Genomic DNA, 15,594 nt, shown 5'->3' on the forward strand with positions numbered 1-15,594 from the left:
GTCTTCCTTTCGGTCAGGCCCGCTCGACCAGTTCGAGCACCTGGGCGGGATACGGAGCGTGGGAACGCTCCGCGAACGGAACGGGAGGGATCGGGGTCTGCTCGCCGAGGAACACCCGGCGCACGACCCGCTCGGCGGCGCGTCCGTCGTCGAACTCGCAGAACCTGCGGCGGAACGCGGCCCGCAGGTCGGCCGCCTCGGCACCGCGCCACGCGTCGGAGCGCAGCAGGTCGATCAGTGCGTCCTCGGAGCGGACGACGGAGCCCGGCGGTTCCTCGGTCAGGTCGAAGTACGTTCCGCGCACTGCGCGGTAGACGTCCCAGTCGTCGGCGAAGACGACGATCGGACGGTCCAGGACGGCGTAGTCGAACATCGCCGAGGAGTAGTCGGTGATCAGGGCGTCCGCCGCCAGGTAGAGGTCCTCGACCGAGTGGCGCCCCGACACGTCGACGATGCGTCCGCTGCGCCGGAGGTCGGCGAGCTGCGGTGACGACGAGTAGAAGTAGTGGCCGCGCACCAGCAGCGTCACGTCCGGGCCGAGCTCGTCGGCGAGCCGGGCGAGGTCGAGCCGGGAACGGAACTCGCCCTGGTACTCGCGGTGCGTCGGCATGTACAGGAAGGCCGTCGTGGTGTCCGCGAGACCGAGCGCGGCCCGGGCCCGGGCCACGTCCTCGGCGGTGCCGTTCACCAGCACGTCGTTGCGCGGGTAGCCGGTCTCCAGAGAAACGTAACTGCACGGGTAGACCCGCTCCCACACGGTCGTGGAGAACCGGTTCGAGCTGAGGCTGTAGTCCCAGCGGTCACAGCGCTCCAACAGCTTCGTGAAGTCCGTGCCGTGGGAGGACGCGGGGTACTTCCGCTGGTCGAGGCCCATGGTCTTGAGCGGGGTGCCGTGATGGGTCTGGACGTGGATCTGACCGTCCCGCTTGACCAGTGCGTCGGTGAAGTTGACGTTGTTCACCAGGTACTTGGCCCGGGCCAGCGCCGACCAGTACTCGCGGGAGCCGACCCGGACGACCTCCACCCCGGCCGGCACCGAGGCCACGGCGTCCGCGCGGACCGCCCACACCCGTCGCACCTGCGGGGCGAGCCGGGCGAGTTCCTCGGCGATGGCGGCCGGGTTGCAGGACACCGACCGGCCCCAGTACGCGGAGAACAGCGCCAGGTTCTCGTCCAGCGGGGCCCGCAACTGCGACTGGTAGTACAGGCCCATCGCGCTGCGCTTGGACCGCTTGACCGCGGCGCGCGCCCGGCTCCGGACGATCCGCTGGGTCCGGGCGGCCGTGGTGGCGCCCGCCAGCGCGGAGTACGCGTCGTGCTCCAGCATCGCGTACTTGTAGCCGCGGCTCCCGGCGGGACGCTGGAAGCCGGTGGGTATTCGTGCGGCGTAGGCGGCGGCGGCCCGGTGGAAGAACTCCGCGCGCGCGTTGCGCGGCAGCCGGCCCGGCTTGTCGAGGACGTTCAGGAAGTGGTCGACCATCCTCCGGAACAGTCGGGGTCGCAACCGGTCCAGCTCCGGCCGGGCGTCGAGGAAGGCGAAGACGCGGTCGTACTGCTCGAACACGTCGAAGTGCTTGCGGCTGACCGTGCCGGTGATGCTCCCGCCCTCGCGGCGCTGCCGGTAGCGGACGCACACCCGGTCAAGGACGGCTATGCGCTCGGCGGCGATCATCGAGCAGAACGCCCAGGGGACGTCCTCGTAGTACCCGTGGGGGAAGGTGAGGCCGAGCCGTTCCACGAAGTCCCTGCGGTACGCCTTGTTCCACACGACCTGGAGCAGGTCGAGCAGTTCCGGGCGGTCCTGGAGCGGGACCGCATCGGTGCCCTCGTCGCGCAGCACACCGGCCCGCTGGTTCGGGCGGGTCTCTCCGTTCCAGTACGTGCGCACGTAGTCATAGACCAGGATGTCGGGCTCGTTGGTTGCGTCGAGCCGGTGTGCGATCGCGGACAGGGACCCCGGGTCGAGGCTGTCGTCACTGTCGAGGAACAGGATGTAGTCACCGCGGGCCTCGGCCAGCCCGGCGTTGCGGGCCCGCCCCAGACCGACGTTCTCCGTGAGGTGAATCACTCGTATTCGATCATCGCGCGAAGCGTAGTCGTCGAGGATCGCCCCGGAGGCGTCAGGAGAGCAGTCGTCGACCGCCACGATCTCGAAGTCCGTGTAGTCCTGCCTGACGATCGAGTCGAGGCATTCGGCCAAGTAGCCCTGGACCTTGTACACGGGAACGACGAGCGTGAGTCTGGGCATCCTTCAACCTGTTCCGAGAACTGTCCGCGGGAGCGTCGGGCCGCGCTGGGTTTCACCGGGGACCAGTCGCCGAGACCGCGCCGACCAATCGTAAGGGATTCGTCCGATGTTTCCCTGGCGTCCGTAGCGCACCGTCCCCTCCCCGTGGCGGCCGAAAGGTGCCACCGAACTGGATGGTATCGGTCGTTCCCTGTCACCTCCCGATCACGGAGAGATCCCTCACAGAACCCATCAGATCCACTGCTTCACCGGAAAACCGGGAGAGGCTGCGGTATGTCCGATTCGATTTTCGGGCGTCGCCGGGTGATTCTGCCTGGGACGGCGTCGACGAAGGGAAGTCCATGAGCTGGCTGGTGACGGGCGGAGCCGGGTACATCGGAGCGCATGTCGTGCGCGCCCTGATCGAGGGCGGCCAGCAGGTCGTCGTCTACGACGACCTGTCCACGGGCAGTCGTGACCGGGTGCCGGACGGGGTGCCGCTGGTGATCGGCAGCGTCCTCGACCGCGCGGCCCTCGACGCGGCGCTGCGCGACCACGCGATCACCGGTGTGGTGCACATCGCGGGCAAGAAGCAGGTCGGCGAGTCCGTCGAGAAGCCCGCCTACTACTACCGGGAGAACGTCACCGGGCTCCAGACCCTCCTCGACGCGCTGGGCGACGCCGGGATCGACCGCCTCGTCTTCTCCTCGTCGGCCGCGGTCTACGGCATGCCGGACGTGACGCTCGTCACCGAGGAGACGCCCTGCAAGCCGCTGAGCCCCTACGGGGAGACCAAGCTCGTCGGCGAATGGCTGATCAACGCTTCTTCCCGGGCCTACGGACTGCGCGCGGCGTCGCTGCGCTACTTCAACGTCGCCGGTGCGGCCTCACCCGAACTGTCCGACGCGGGGGTCTTCAACCTGATCCCGATGGTCTTCGAACGGCTGGAAGCCGACGAGCCGCCGCGGATCTTCGGCGACGACTACGCCACCGCCGACGGAACCTGCGTCCGCGACTACATCCACGTCCAGGACATCGCCTCCGCGCACCTGGCGGCGGCCCTCCGACTGGCGGACGCCGAGCCCGGCACCTCGCTCACCCTGAACATCGGTCGGGGCGAGGGGAGTTCCGTGCGGGAGATGGTGGAGCACATCCTCAAGGTCACCGGGCGCGAGGAGCTGCTGCCCGTGGTGACCGCGCGTCGTGCCGGTGACCCGGCGCGGGTCGTCGCCTCGGCGGACCGCATCCGCGAGGAGCTGGGGTGGTCCGCTCGCCACGGGGTGGACGAGATGATCGCTTCCGCGTGGGGTGGGTGGCGGCACCGGCACCCGTAGCGGGTGGTTGTCGGGGGCTGGGGTGCTTGCCGTCCGGGTTCGTCGTTCGTCCGGCGGTCGTGGGGGCTGGTCGCGCAGTTCCCCGCGCCCCTGACGGGGCGCGTCCCCCTGTCGGGGGCGTTCTACTGACAGGGCGCCCCGTCCGGCTGTTGCCGGGCGGGGCGCCCTGGTCCTACTGGTCGGCGGAGGCTGTCGGTAGGGGTTCTTCGGTGGCTTCCTGGGTGGGGGCCAGGGCCTGGCTGGGGATGGCCCCGACGATCCGGGCCCGCTGGGCGGCCTGTTCGGCCAGCCCCTTCACCGCCCCGTCGAACCGGGCGAGCGAAGGCTGCCCGGCCGGACCCAGCAGCCGCGTCCGCAGTGCGGCACGCGCCCCGACCAGCAGGTCGGCCCCGGGTCGGCGCACCGAGTCGAGCAGCCGGGCGACCCCGCTGCCGTCCGGGCTGAGGATCGTGGCCGCACCGACGGTCGGGAAGGTCTCCCGGAACACGTCCTCGGGCAGCCCGCTCGTATTGGCGACCGCATACGGCTTCCCACTGGCCAGATAGTCGCTGACCACGCTCGACACATCGCTGACCAGCAGGTCCGCCTGGTCGAAGCAGCTGTACAGCGCCGGGCGGGAACCCGTCACTATCTGGTGCTCGACCGGCGGCAGCGAGGCCCAGTACCGCTCCTCCCACCGGGCCGTGGCCGCCGCGACCTCCCCCGCCCGGCCCGGTACCGGGGTGGTCTGGAGCAGCATGCGTTCCATGTCGTCGGCCGCCCGGCGGAACTTCGTGCTGACCATGAGGTCCAGCTCCGCCGTCGCCTGCTCCAGTTCCGCCGCCGCCGCGGGCTCCGGCGGCACCGCCGTCTGCCCGGCCACCGCGGCGCGGATCATCTCCTGGATGCGGGCGTTGGCCGCACCCGCCCGGGCGTCGACCGAACCCGTCATCGGGTGCGGCTTGTACAGCAGCCGGACCCCGGGGTCGGCGAGGAGCTCCCGGACGAGGTTCTCGCCCGCCTCGATCACCGAGGTGTTGCCGGGGTTGCCGTCCCAGCCCTCCCAGGTCGGTGCGTACAGCACGGTCACCGGACCGCCCGCCGAGTGGCCCGCGTAGGGGCGGATGCCGTCGAGCTGGGGGCGCCCCACCTCCACGATGTCCTTGTCCTCGACGCCCACCTCGGCCTGCGCGTACCGGTCCCGGGCGGCCGGGCCGGCCACCCACACCTCGTCGTACGCCTTCGAGTACGGGTTGACCGAGGACAGCTTGTCGCTCTCGCCGTGGTTCACGAAGGCGTGCTTGATCGTCGGTATGCGCAGCACCTGCGAGGTCTTGCCCGAGTTCGCCGGGTGCAGCATGACCGGCAGCGTGGAGTGTTCCAGGCGCATCAGGTCGGCGACCTTGGGCACGCAGACGATCGGGAGGTCGGTCGCACCGATCTTCTGCACCATGAACCGCTCGCGCAGCACGATCAACGGGCGCCCGTCGAGCCGGGCGAGGGTATCCAGCCACATGTTGGCCTGGTACGCCGAGGAGGTGCCGCCGGAGAAGTACAGGGCCACGGTCGGCTGGTACTCGGCGAGCCAGCCGTCGAACCAGTCGAGCACCTCCTCGGACCCCGCGGGCCGTCGGGCGGGCAGCAGCCGGGTGAGCAGTTCGACGAGTCCGACCAGCGCGGCCAGGACGGCCAGGCCGACCCCGACGATGGCGGGGGTCGGCGAGTCCACCAGCGCCGTCGCCATCAGCCCCGCGGTCGCCGGGAACCCGAACAGCCGCAGCCGGCCCCCCGCCCGGCGGGACAACAGCGCGGGCGCCGCCGTGGTCAGCCGCAGCCCGGAGGTGTCGATGTTGCGGGTGAGCACCGGCAGCGTGCGCGAGCGACGGACCACGAGTGCCGTGGCGTGACAGGCGAAGTGCAGGGCGTAGAAGGTCAACAGCCCGAGGACGAGCGGCAGGTACGCCAGGCGCTGGTCCTGGCTCTGTTGGTGCGCCAACAGGCCGGCCACCAACAGCAGGTCGCGCAGGACGACCCGGACCGTGACGTCGGCCCGGGTACGGGCCAGCGCAGAGGCCATCGGGCGGTGCCAGCGGTGCAGTGCGGCTTCGGCCGCGAGTCCGACGGTGGTCGCTGCTATCAGCAGCGGGACCCGGGGGAGCAGGGCCCCGATGACCTGACCCGCGAAGGACGCCACCAGGATGGCGGGGAGGACGAGCCTCCCCGCCCGAACGAGAGACGAGGGGACGGAACGCAAGATGTGGGCTCTCCTAGCAGCACGATCCAGATCCATGCACGAGTGGAGTGACGATACGTGCATAGCAGGTGGGCTTGCTGGTTAACGTCAAAAGCAGTTGACCGGATAGCAGGCCTTCTGCCCGCTTTCACGTTACGGAATCGTTTCCTCAAGAACTGACTCGATGGTGAGACCTCCGTGAGACTTCTGTGAAGACGGAGGCGCAATTTCAGCCATCGGACACGTCCGTCCGTCCGTTGCCGGTCTCACGTAGATTGCGGAGCGGCGCCCGGCTCCGGACGGAACCGGTCGCATCGGGTGACTATCGGGCGACTGAGGGGAAGCGCGTGTCAGGCGTGAGGCAGCGGGTCACGGAAGCACACCGGATCGTCGTCAAGGTCGGTTCGTCCTCGCTGACCACGGCCACGGGCGGGTTGGACGCCGATCGCGTGGACGCCCTCGTCGACGTGCTCGCCAAGGTGCGCGACGGCGGGGCGAAGGAGATCGTACTGGTGTCCTCCGGCGCCATCGCCGCCGGACTCGCCCCGCTCGGACTGCGCAGACGCCCCAAGGACCTGGCCCGGCAACAGGCCGCCGCCAGCGTCGGCCAGGGGCTCCTCGTCGCCCGCTACACGGCCTCCTTCGCCCGCTACGGCGTCCGCGTCGGACAGGTCCTGCTCACTGCCGACGACACCAGCCGGCGCGCCCACCACCGCAACGCCTCGCGCACCCTCGACGAGCTCCTCGCCATGGGCGCGCTGCCCGTGGTCAACGAGAACGACACCGTCGCCACGGACGAGATCCGGTTCGGCGACAACGACCGGCTGGCCGCCCTCGTCGCCCATCTGGTCCGGGCCGACCTGCTGGTCCTCCTCTCCGACGTCGACGGCCTCTACGACGGCGACCCCAGCCGCCCGGGCACCTCCCGCGTCGCCGAGGTGCGCGGGCCCGCCGACACGGAGGGCATCGAGATCGGCAGCACCGGGCGCGCCGGGGTCGGCACCGGCGGCATGGTCACCAAGGTCGAGGCCGCACGCATCGCCGCCGCCGCCGGCATCCCGGTGGTCCTCACCTCCGCGGTGCACGCCGCGGACGCCCTCGCCGGACGGGACACCGGCACCCACTTCCACCCCACCGGACGCCGCTCGGCCGACCGGCTGCTGTGGCTCCAGCACGCCTCCACCCCCCGGGGTGCGCTCACCCTGGACGACGGGGCCGTCCGGGCCGTGGTCGAAGGCCGGAAATCACTGCTGCCGGCCGGGATCGCCGCCGTCGAGGGCGAGTTCACCGCGGGCGACCCCATCGAACTGCGCGACGCCCGGGGCCGGGCCGTCGCCCGCGGCCTGGTCAACTTCGACGCCAAGGAGATCCCGCTGCTCCTCGGCCGTTCCACCCGTGACCTGGCCCGCGAGCTGGGTCCCGCGTACGAACGCGAGGTCGTCCACCGCGACGACCTGGTGCTGCTCGGCCCCTGAGTCGAGGGCCGTCCGAACGATCGGAATCCACCAGGTGGACGTTCCGTAAAAGTGCCCCATCCGGGTCGATGGGGTGTCAACTTTGTGGCAGGGGACCGTTGCAGGGACCAGTCGGATGACACTTGCGTGTAGGAGGCCGTCGTGAGACGAGTGCGCCAGGGGGCGGCAGCGCGTGCCGGCCTCGGCTCCCCCGCCCTGAAGGCCGTGGGGGAGGACCGCACCCTGACGGGTCCCGTCGGGGACGGCGTCGACGAGAGAGGCCACGCCCCCCGGCTGTGGCACGTGACGCTGAGCGTCTCCGGGGCCGAGGCCCCGTTGGGCGAGGTCAGACGCGGACTCGAACAGCTCGCCCACGACCACCCCTTCCTGCTGACCAGCCGGTACGCGGGCGATCACGCGGAGATCCGGTACTGGGAGGAGGCCCGCGACCTGCACGACGCGGCGGCCGTCGCGCTCCGGCTCTGGGGCGAGCACCGGCGCACCGCACAGCTGCCAGCGTGGGAGATCGTCGGCCTGGAAGTGATCGACCGCGAGACCTACCACCTGCGCGTCGCGGAGGGCTCAGGACCGGCCCCGGCCACCCCCGTGGGGGTGCACCCGTACTGACGTGCCCGCGGCGCCTTCCCCGCGCCCCGAGACGGCCGTCTCGGGGTGTGGGACACGGCCGGACGGCCGACGGACGGCGCACTACGCTGCGGGCATGACGTCGCTCCCGCCGCTCTCCGCGCCCTCGCCCTACGACAACATGTCCGAGGTCGCACGCGCCGCCTACCGCGCCAAGGCCGCCGCCGCGGACCTCGCGCCGCTGCCCCGGGCCACCAAGGACGACGCCCTGCTGGCGATCGCCGACGCGCTGGAGGTCCGCTCCCGCGAGATCGTCGAGGCCAACGCCCTGGACGTCGCCAAGGCACGCGAGGCGGGCACCAGCGAGTCGATCGTCGACCGGCTCACGCTCACCCCGGAGCGGGTCCGGGCCATCGCCTCCGACGTCCGCGAGGTCGTCGCCCTGCCCGACCCGGTCGGCGAGGTGGTCCGCGGCTCCACCCTGCCCAACGGCATCGACCTGCGTCAGGTCCGGGTCCCGCTCGGCGTCGTCGGGATCATCTACGAGGCCCGCCCCAACGTCACCGTCGACGCCGCGGCCCTCTGCCTCAAGTCCGGCAACGCCGTCCTGCTGCGCGGCTCGTCCTCCGCGTACGAGTCGAACACCGCCCTGGTCCGGGTGCTGCGCGACGCGATCGGGGGCGCCGGGCTGCCCGCAGACGCGATCCAGTTGGTCCCCGGGGAGAGCCGGGAATCCGTCCGCGAGCTGATGCGCGCCCGTGGCCTGGTCGACGTCCTCATCCCGCGCGGCGGCGCCTCGCTGATCCGCACGGTCGTCGAGGAGTCCACCGTCCCGGTCATCGAGACCGGCACCGGCAACTGCCACGTCTACGTCGACGCCCAGGCCGACCTCGACATGGCGGTCGAGATCCTCGTCAACTCCAAGGCGCAGCGCCCCAGCGTGTGCAACGCGGCCGAGACCCTCCTCGTCCACCGGGACATCGCGGACGCGTTCCTGCCGCGCGCCCTCGACGCCCTCGCCGAGGCCGGGGTCACCGTCCACGCCGACCCGCGGGTGGCGGCCCACGCCGCCGGCAGCAAGGCCACGGTCGTGGCGGCCACCGCCGAGGACTGGGACACCGAGTACCTCTCGTACGACATCGCCGCCGCGGTGGTGGATTCCCTCGACAAGGCCGTCGAGCACATCCGGCTCTGGTCGTCCGGACACACCGAGGCCATCGTCACCACCTCGCAAGCGGCGGCCCGCCGGTTCACCCAGCTGGTCGATTCCACGACCGTCGCCGTCAACGCGTCCACCCGGTTCACGGACGGCGGACAGTTCGGCTTCGGCGCCGAGATCGGCATCTCCACCCAGAAGCTGCACGCCCGCGGTCCGATGGGCCTGCCGGAACTCACCAGCACCAAGTACATCGTCACCGGCGACGGTCACGTCCGCGGCTGACGCGGCCGTCCGCCCTTCCCCCGGACGGCCGCCCCGCGCGGCCCCCGGGGTGGCGGGTATCCACCGGCACGGTCTGCCCAAAACGTCCCCCCGGGTCTACGCTGGAGGCGTGCCGGAGGACGTGGGGGGCACGCCGCTCCCGGGCGGCGACGAGCCCGACGACCGCGACCACGGAGGTGCGGACGAGGAGTTCGCCTCCGTGGTGTTCGACGAGGACTTCATCCGGGCCGCACCGGTCCGCGAACCGAGCGCCGTGGAACGGCTGCTCACGGCGGCCGAGGCCCGTGCCGAGGCGGAGGGCCGCCCCGCCGGGACCCGGGGCGGGCACCCCGACAACGACCCCGACGACCCCGATGCCCGCGCCCTCGACGCCTTCGGCGAGGGCCGCAGCTACGACCCCGACGACCGTTACGCCCGGGACATCCTGGAGGAGTCCTACGGGCGCAGCGACACCTTCATGGGCCACGCCCGCTGGCACCGACCCATCGCCTGGCTGCTCGCCCTCGCCATGGGCGTGGGCATGGTGGCCCTGGCCTTCGCCGCCGTCTACCGCGGCGCCGCGTCGAACCGTCAGGACCCGGCCCCGCGGCCCAGCTCCACGGAGTTGGGGCAGGGGCCGTCCACACCCCCCTCGGCCCCGCCCGCGACACCCCCCGACGGCTTCCGGTCACCGGCCTCCGCGGTGCCCCGCACCCCCTGACACCGTAAGGTTCCGGCCGCCTGCGGCCTCCGGGGAACTTGTCGCACGGCAGCGCGTTTACGGGACCGTGCTCAGACCTACCCTGAAGGTATGGGCGGGCCAGGAAACCCACCGCAGGGGACACCCGAGGGCGCCCCCGGCGGCGATGACGAGTACCGATCCGTCGTCTTCGACGAGTCGTTCATCCGTGCTGCCCGGCTCCAGGAGTTCTCGGCCGAGGAGCGCATCACCGACCACACCCCCGCCGTCCGCCGGGCGCCGCCGCTGCACCGGCGCGGCTCCTCCTGGCAGGCCCTCGTGCTGGTCGTGGTGATCGCCGCGGCCTTCGCCACCGCCGTCTACCTGGGGGTGCGCCAGCCCTACGGCGGACCGGCCGCACAGCGCACCGGGTCGCTGCGGATGACGGTGATCCCGCTGGCACCGGTCGCCGCCGTCCCGGGCGGCCGGCCGGCCGACCTGTACGGGCACAGCCCGGCCGCACAGTTCGGGATCGGGGCCGAGGGCATCACCCTTCCGGCCGCACGGCGCACCACGAACTTCTCCAGTGGTCAGGTCATGACCGCCCTGACCACCGTCAAGGACTACCTCGTGGAGTCCTCCCTCGACCCCGACGTCCTCACCGGCGGTGCCGTGCGGCCGGTGCGCGTCCTGGTCGACCCCGACCAGCTGGGTCAGTTCGACCGGAGCTTCGCCCGGCCGCTGGCCGACGGACTGCACGCGGCCACCGGCTGGCTCGTCCGGTTCGACCCCGCGCGCACGGTGCTCGCGGAACCCCGGGTCCGGGTGCAGGGCACCCTGCGGGCCGTCGAGGTCGACACGGACACCCTGGAGGTCGTCAGCGACCACACCTTCGTGTACGCGGTCCGGCCCGCTCGGGGCGGGCCGGCCGAGTCCTCGCTCTTCACCGTCCGTCGGCAGTTGTCGTTCCACTTCGACCGGGACGACCTACGGCGTCACCAGGCGGAGTTGGTGACCTCCGCCACGCAGGCCGGGCCGCTGGCCTGCGGCACGGGCTGGGCGGACCACCTGCGGCCGCTGCTCGCGGGCGAGAGCGCCGACCCGGCACCGCCGCGCGGCACCGACCCGTACGCGACGGGCAGTGTCACCAACCTCTGCGGCACCCTGGCCGCGGGGGCGCAACCGAAGCTCCCCCGCGCCGGCTGAGCCGTCAGCCGCTGGTGCCGGTGCGGCCGGTGGAGCCCGTCTCCCCGTCGTCGTCCTGGGCGGCGGAGGCGGAGGCGGAAGTGTCCTTGCCGGCGCCGAAGCCGCCGAACTTGCTGCGGACCCGACCTCCGAGGTCACCGGCCCCGCCCGCGATGTCGGTGACCAGCTTCATCAGCGGGTCCTTCGAGTCGCGGACGTCACTCGCGTACGCGGAGGCGGACTGCCGTATGGACTCCGTGACCGAGGTGTCCTTGTCCTCGTCGCGGCGCGGGTAGTGGCCGTCCATGAGGCGCTGGTAGTCCCGGGACTCGGCCCACTTCTTCAGCTCGGCGGCCCGGACGGTCGTGAAGGGGTGGCTACGGGGCAGCACGTTGATGATCTTGAGGACGGAGTCCCGCAGGTCGCCGCCGGCCTCGTACTCCTCGGCCTGCGCCAGGAACGCGTCCACGTTCATCTGGTGGAGGTGGTTGCCGCCCGCGATCTTCATCAGGCCCCGCATCGACGCCTGGAGATCCTGGCCGACCAGCAGCCCGGCGCGGTCCGCCGACAGCTCGGACTTGCGGAACCACTCCCGCAGCGCCGTCACGATCGCCATGATCGCGACATTGCCCAGGGGGATCCACGCCACCCGCAGCGCCAGGTTCGTCAGGAACAGCAGGACCGTGCGGTACACCGCGTGCCCCGACAGGGCGTGGCCGACCTCGTGGCCGACGACCGCCCGCATCTCCTCCTCGTCCAACAGCTCCACCAGACCGGTGGTCACGACGATGATCGGCTCGTCCAGGCCGATGCACATCGCGTTCGGCTGGGGGTTCTGACTGACGTACATCGAGGGGACCTTCTCCAGGTCCAGGAGGTAACAGGCGTCCCGCAGCATGTCGTTGAGGTGCGAGAACTGGGCATCGGAGACCCGGACCGAGTCCGACAGGAACAACAGCCGCAGGCTCCGCTCGGGCAGCAGCGCGCTCAGGGCCTTGAACACCGTGTCGAAGCCGCTGAGCTTGCGCAGCGCCACCAGCGCCGAGCGGTCGGCCGGGTGTTCGTAGGCCCGGGAGGAGATGCCCGGGAACCGCCTGCGCGTGCGCCCGGGGAGATTCCCCTCCGGCGTACGGCCGTTCGGCTGCTGTCCGGTGCCGTTGTTGTTGTCCGTCATGACGCCCCCATGTCTGCGTGGTCATCGGTGGAACGCGCGACCGTCCGCCCGGGTTCCCGGCCGTCCTGCTGCCCTCCGCGCGTCCCCGCGGGCCCGGCCCACCCTAGGGGTGCGGGTGCTGACGGGTCACCGGGCGCGTGGGGGTGACCTCCGGTGAGCGCCTGCCGGGGCGACGCGCACCGGTGTAATCGCGGCCCTCCCGCGACGACGCTTTACGCCACGCTTACGATGGCTTCGGAGGCACCCCGTCTCCAGCCCGTTCCCCCTCCGGATAGGTCCTCCGAAGATGAGTCTGCACAGCACCGCGGCCCCGCTGGTCACCCTGGCTTCGGGCGGCGAGCACCACGGCCCCTACGCGAGCATCAACCCGTTCGTCGTGGGTGGCGGAGCGCTCTTCGTCCTGCTCCTGCTGCTCTGGATCACGACCCGTTTCAACCGGGACCGCTGACCCGCCCGCGCTCGCCCCGACCGCCGGCCCGCTGATGCACCGCACGGCCGGACGCCGCCGCTCGACCGGTCCGGCCGTCCGGACCTTCAGTACGGGCCGGTAGGGTCTGCACGCATGGGAGAGCAGGACATGCCTACCGGCCGGACGAACAGCGGCAAGCGCCGTCTCGGCGTGATGGGCGGAACGTTTGACCCGATCCACCACGGGCACCTCGTGGCGGCCAGTGAGGTCGCCGCGCAGTTCCACCTCGACGAGGTCGTGTTCGTGCCGACCGGGGAGCCCTGGCAGAAGAGCGACACCCGGGTGTCGCCGGCCGAGGACCGCTATCTGATGACGGTCATCGCCACCGCCGAGAACCCGCAGTTCTCGGTGAGCCGCATCGACATCGACCGCGGCGGCCCCACGTACACCACGGACACCCTGCGTGACCTGCGGGCCCTCAACCCCGACGCGGACCTCTTCTTCATCACCGGAGCCGACGCGCTCGCCCAGATCCTCACCTGGCGGTACACGGAAGAGCTGTTCTCCCTGGCACACTTCATCGGGGTCACCCGTCCCGGACACACCCTCACCGACCCCGGACTCCCCGAGGGCGGCGTCTCCTTCGTGGAGGTCCCCGCCCTCGCCATCTCGTCCACCGACTGCCGTGCGAGGGTCTCGGCGGGCGCCCCCGTCTGGTACCTGGTGCCCGACGGCGTGGTGCGCTACATCGACAAGCGCGACCTGTACCGCGGCGACTGAGCCGGGAGGCACAGCTGTGAACGGCCGAGACGATCGCTACGGCGGACCCGATCACTCCGAGGGCGGCGACGGCTTCGCCAGCTACGAACTCGCCGGCTACGACGAGTACGGCCGCCCCGTCTACCAGCAGAGGTCCCAGGACCCCGCCCCGTCCCGACAGGGCTACGGAGACGGTTACGGCGTCCCGCCCGAGGCCCCGTACGGCACCCCGCAGCCGTACGGGGCCTCGGACGGTTCCACCGGCTACGGCACCGAGCACGCCCCGCACTTCGACGGCGTTGCGGGCGACGGCTACGGCACCCCGCAGGGCTACGACGCCACTGCCGCGTACGACCCGGCGCAGGGGTACGCCACGCCCCAGGGCCAGGTGGACCCCGGCGCCCAGGGCTACGGGTACGACCCGTACGCCGTCCAGCAGCCCGCCTACGACGGGTACGGCACGACCGCCCAGGGGTACGAGCAGGTCGGCGTCGACCAGGTCGGCTACGGCGCCACCGCCCCGCACGACCCGTACGCCCCGCACGACCCGTACCCCTCCCCCGACCCGTACGGTCAGCCGCAGGCCGACGCGGGGACGGCCCTGACCGCCGAGCAGACCGCGTACGTCCCGCAGCAGGCCGCGGCGCCCGACCAGGGGTACGCCGCCGAGCCCGTGGCCCCCGCCCCCGTGCCCGCCCAGGCGGCCCGTGACACCGGCGACGAGCGGGACGGTCACGACGGCTCCTCCGGGAGCGAAGAGCAACGGGACTACCGCACCGAGCAGTTCGCCTTCGTCGAGGAACCGGACGGTGACCCCGAGGACGTCATCGACTGGCTCACGTTCACCGAGAACCGCACCGAGCGCCGCGAGGAGGCCAAACGCCGGGCCCGGGGGCGGGTCATCGCCCTGGGCGTGGTCCTCGCGCTGGTCGTCGTCGGCACCCTCGGCTACCTGGGCTTCGCCGGCAAGCTGCCCGGACTCTCCGGTGACGACGACACGTCCGCCACCGGCGCGGCCGGCGGACCGCAGAAGCGCGACGTGGTCCTCGTCCACCTGCACCACACCAAGAAGGGCGGGACCTCCACCGCGCTGCTGGTGGACAACACCACCACCAAGCAGGGCAGCACCATCCTGCTGCCCAACACGCTGTCCGTCAGCGCGGACGACGGCACCTCCACCACCCTCGCCAAGTCCGTGGACGACGACGGCTCCACGGGTACCCGCGAATCCGTGGACACCCTCCTGGGGACCAGCATCGAGGGCACCTGGCGCATCGACACGCCCTATCTGAGCAACCTGGTGGAACTCGTCGGCAACATCGACATCGACACGGACGCCGACGTCCCCGCGGAGAAGGCCAAGAAGGGCCAGACCCCGTTCGTCAGGAAGGGCGAGCAGCAGACCCTCAGCGGTGCCATGGCCGTCGCCTACGCCACCCACCGCGCCCCCGGGGAAGCACAGGACGCCCAGCTCGCCCGCTTCGGGCAGGTCATGCAGGGCGTCCTGCGCAAGGTCTCCTCGGACACCAAGGCCGCCACGGTCACCGTGGAGTCCCTGGCCCAGATCCTCGACCCGTCACTGACCGCGCCGGACCTGGGCGCCTTCCTCGCCAAGCTCTCCGACCGGGCCAAGGGCGGCGACTACAAGACCGCCCTGCTCCCCGTCGAGTCCGGGGGCGCGCTGGCCGCCGAGGCCACCACCGCGGTGGTCAAGCCCCTGCTCGGCGGCACGGTGAAGGCCCCCGCCGAGGGCGATGCGGTACGGGTCGGCGTCCGGAACGCCAGCGGCACCGGGGACGCCGGCGAGTCCGCCCGGGTCGCCCTCGTCAACGGCGGCTACACCGTCGTCGACGGCGGCAAGGGCGGGAGCACCGCACCGACCACCCGGGTCGTCTACGGCGACGCCGCCCGCGAGCAGGAGGCCGGCGAGGTCGCCAAGACGCTCGGTCTGCCCGCATCGGCCGTCAAGAAGGGCACCGTCGAGGGCAACGCCGTGATCGAGGTCGTCCTCGGACAGGACTACGAGCCCCAGGTCCCGCAGGGCTGACGCACCGCCGCGCCGGGTCCGGACCCGGCGCGGCGGCCCCCGACGGACCGGGGTCCGTCAAGCCTCTGTGTCGTATACACAACTACGAGCCCACGAGACCGAAGGCTAT

General features: G+C 71.8%; 12 protein-coding genes. 9 read left to right on the forward strand and 3 right to left on the reverse strand.

Annotation, left to right across the window (positions count from 1 at the left end; all coding sequences use genetic code 11):
* Positions 1–13: 13 nt before the first annotated feature.
* The gene (locus ACFV88_RS08660) at positions 14–2,248 is read right to left on the reverse strand and encodes a CDP-glycerol glycerophosphotransferase family protein (protein WP_385487522.1); all 2,235 of its coding nucleotides are present in this window, start codon (positions 2,246–2,248) and stop codon (positions 14–16) included.
* Positions 2,249–2,589: 341 nt separating this feature from the next.
* On the opposite strand from ACFV88_RS08660, the gene galE reads away from it, so the two are divergent.
* Positions 2,590–3,561, forward strand: coding sequence for a UDP-glucose 4-epimerase GalE (gene galE / locus ACFV88_RS08665; RefSeq protein WP_385487524.1), 972 nt, complete (start codon positions 2,590–2,592; stop codon positions 3,559–3,561).
* A gap of 172 nt (positions 3,562–3,733) precedes the next feature.
* On the opposite strand, the gene ACFV88_RS08670 is transcribed toward galE, so the two are convergent.
* Complete coding sequence (locus tag ACFV88_RS08670; protein WP_385487526.1) at positions 3,734–5,830, reverse strand: hypothetical protein; 2,097 nt, start codon at positions 5,828–5,830, stop codon at positions 3,734–3,736.
* A gap of 290 nt (positions 5,831–6,120) precedes the next feature.
* Here ACFV88_RS08670 and proB point away from each other — a divergent pair, with 290 nt between their 5' ends.
* The 5 genes from proB to ACFV88_RS08695 all read left to right on the forward strand — a co-directional run bounded on the left by proB (position 6,121) and on the right by ACFV88_RS08695 (position 11,117).
* Positions 6,121–7,248, forward strand: a complete 1,128-nt coding sequence (proB, locus tag ACFV88_RS08675) for a glutamate 5-kinase (RefSeq protein ID WP_385487528.1) — start codon at positions 6,121–6,123, stop codon at positions 7,246–7,248.
* Positions 7,249–7,389: 141 nt separating this feature from the next.
* Positions 7,390–7,854: a hypothetical protein gene (locus tag ACFV88_RS08680; protein ID WP_385487530.1), complete on the forward strand. Its 465-nt coding sequence runs from the start codon at positions 7,390–7,392 to the stop codon at positions 7,852–7,854.
* A 94-nt stretch (positions 7,855–7,948) separates the two neighbouring features.
* Positions 7,949–9,253, forward strand: a complete 1,305-nt coding sequence (locus ACFV88_RS08685) for a glutamate-5-semialdehyde dehydrogenase (RefSeq protein ID WP_385487532.1) — start codon at positions 7,949–7,951, stop codon at positions 9,251–9,253.
* A 109-nt stretch (positions 9,254–9,362) separates the two neighbouring features.
* The gene (locus ACFV88_RS08690) at positions 9,363–9,953 is read left to right on the forward strand and encodes a hypothetical protein (protein ID WP_385487534.1); all 591 of its coding nucleotides are present in this window, start codon (positions 9,363–9,365) and stop codon (positions 9,951–9,953) included.
* A 90-nt stretch (positions 9,954–10,043) separates the two neighbouring features.
* The gene (locus tag ACFV88_RS08695; protein WP_385487536.1) at positions 10,044–11,117 is read left to right on the forward strand and encodes a hypothetical protein; all 1,074 of its coding nucleotides are present in this window, start codon (positions 10,044–10,046) and stop codon (positions 11,115–11,117) included.
* A gap of 4 nt (positions 11,118–11,121) precedes the next feature.
* Here ACFV88_RS08695 and ACFV88_RS08700 read toward each other — a convergent pair whose 3' ends face one another.
* Entirely contained in the window at positions 11,122–12,270 is a 1,149-nt protein-coding gene (locus tag ACFV88_RS08700; protein ID WP_385487538.1) for a M48 family metallopeptidase, read from the reverse strand.
* 286 nt (positions 12,271–12,556) lie between these two features.
* On the opposite strand from ACFV88_RS08700, the gene ACFV88_RS08705 reads away from it, so the two are divergent.
* The 3 genes from ACFV88_RS08705 (at position 12,557) to ACFV88_RS08715 (ending at position 15,485) form a co-directional block, all read left to right on the forward strand.
* A complete protein-coding gene (locus tag ACFV88_RS08705) occupies positions 12,557–12,718 on the forward strand; it encodes a hypothetical protein (RefSeq protein WP_385487540.1) in 162 nt (53 codons plus the stop codon).
* Positions 12,719–12,832: 114 nt separating this feature from the next.
* Entirely contained in the window at positions 12,833–13,459 is a 627-nt protein-coding gene (nadD, locus tag ACFV88_RS08710) for a nicotinate-nucleotide adenylyltransferase (RefSeq protein WP_385487542.1), read from the forward strand.
* 16 nt (positions 13,460–13,475) lie between these two features.
* Positions 13,476–15,485: an LCP family protein gene (locus ACFV88_RS08715; protein ID WP_385487544.1), complete on the forward strand. Its 2,010-nt coding sequence runs from the start codon at positions 13,476–13,478 to the stop codon at positions 15,483–15,485.
* Positions 15,486–15,594: the final 109 nt, after the last annotated feature.

The sequence above is a fragment of the Streptomyces sp. NPDC059816 genome (assembly GCF_042732055.1).
In the GTDB taxonomy this organism is placed as follows: Bacteria; Actinomycetota; Actinomycetes; order Streptomycetales; family Streptomycetaceae; genus Streptomyces.

Bases quoted from the DNA above. Each gene is read 5' to 3' on its own strand.
- ACFV88_RS08695 (WP_385487536.1), top strand. From the start codon at position 10,044: ATGGGCGGGCCAGGAAACCCACCGCAGGGGACACCCGAGGGCGCCCCC.
- ACFV88_RS08660 (WP_385487522.1), bottom strand. From the start codon at position 2,248: ATGCCCAGACTCACGCTCGTCGTTCCCGTGTACAAGGTCCAGGGCTAC.
- ACFV88_RS08705 (WP_385487540.1), top strand. From the start codon at position 12,557: ATGAGTCTGCACAGCACCGCGGCCCCGCTGGTCACCCTGGCTTCGGGC.
- ACFV88_RS08685 (WP_385487532.1), top strand. From the start codon at position 7,949: ATGACGTCGCTCCCGCCGCTCTCCGCGCCCTCGCCCTACGACAACATG.
- ACFV88_RS08700 (WP_385487538.1), bottom strand. From the start codon at position 12,270: ATGACGGACAACAACAACGGCACCGGACAGCAGCCGAACGGCCGTACG.
- nadD (WP_385487542.1), top strand. From the start codon at position 12,833: ATGGGAGAGCAGGACATGCCTACCGGCCGGACGAACAGCGGCAAGCGC.
- ACFV88_RS08670 (WP_385487526.1), bottom strand. From the start codon at position 5,830: ATGGATCTGGATCGTGCTGCTAGGAGAGCCCACATCTTGCGTTCCGTC.
- galE (WP_385487524.1), top strand. From the start codon at position 2,590: ATGAGCTGGCTGGTGACGGGCGGAGCCGGGTACATCGGAGCGCATGTC.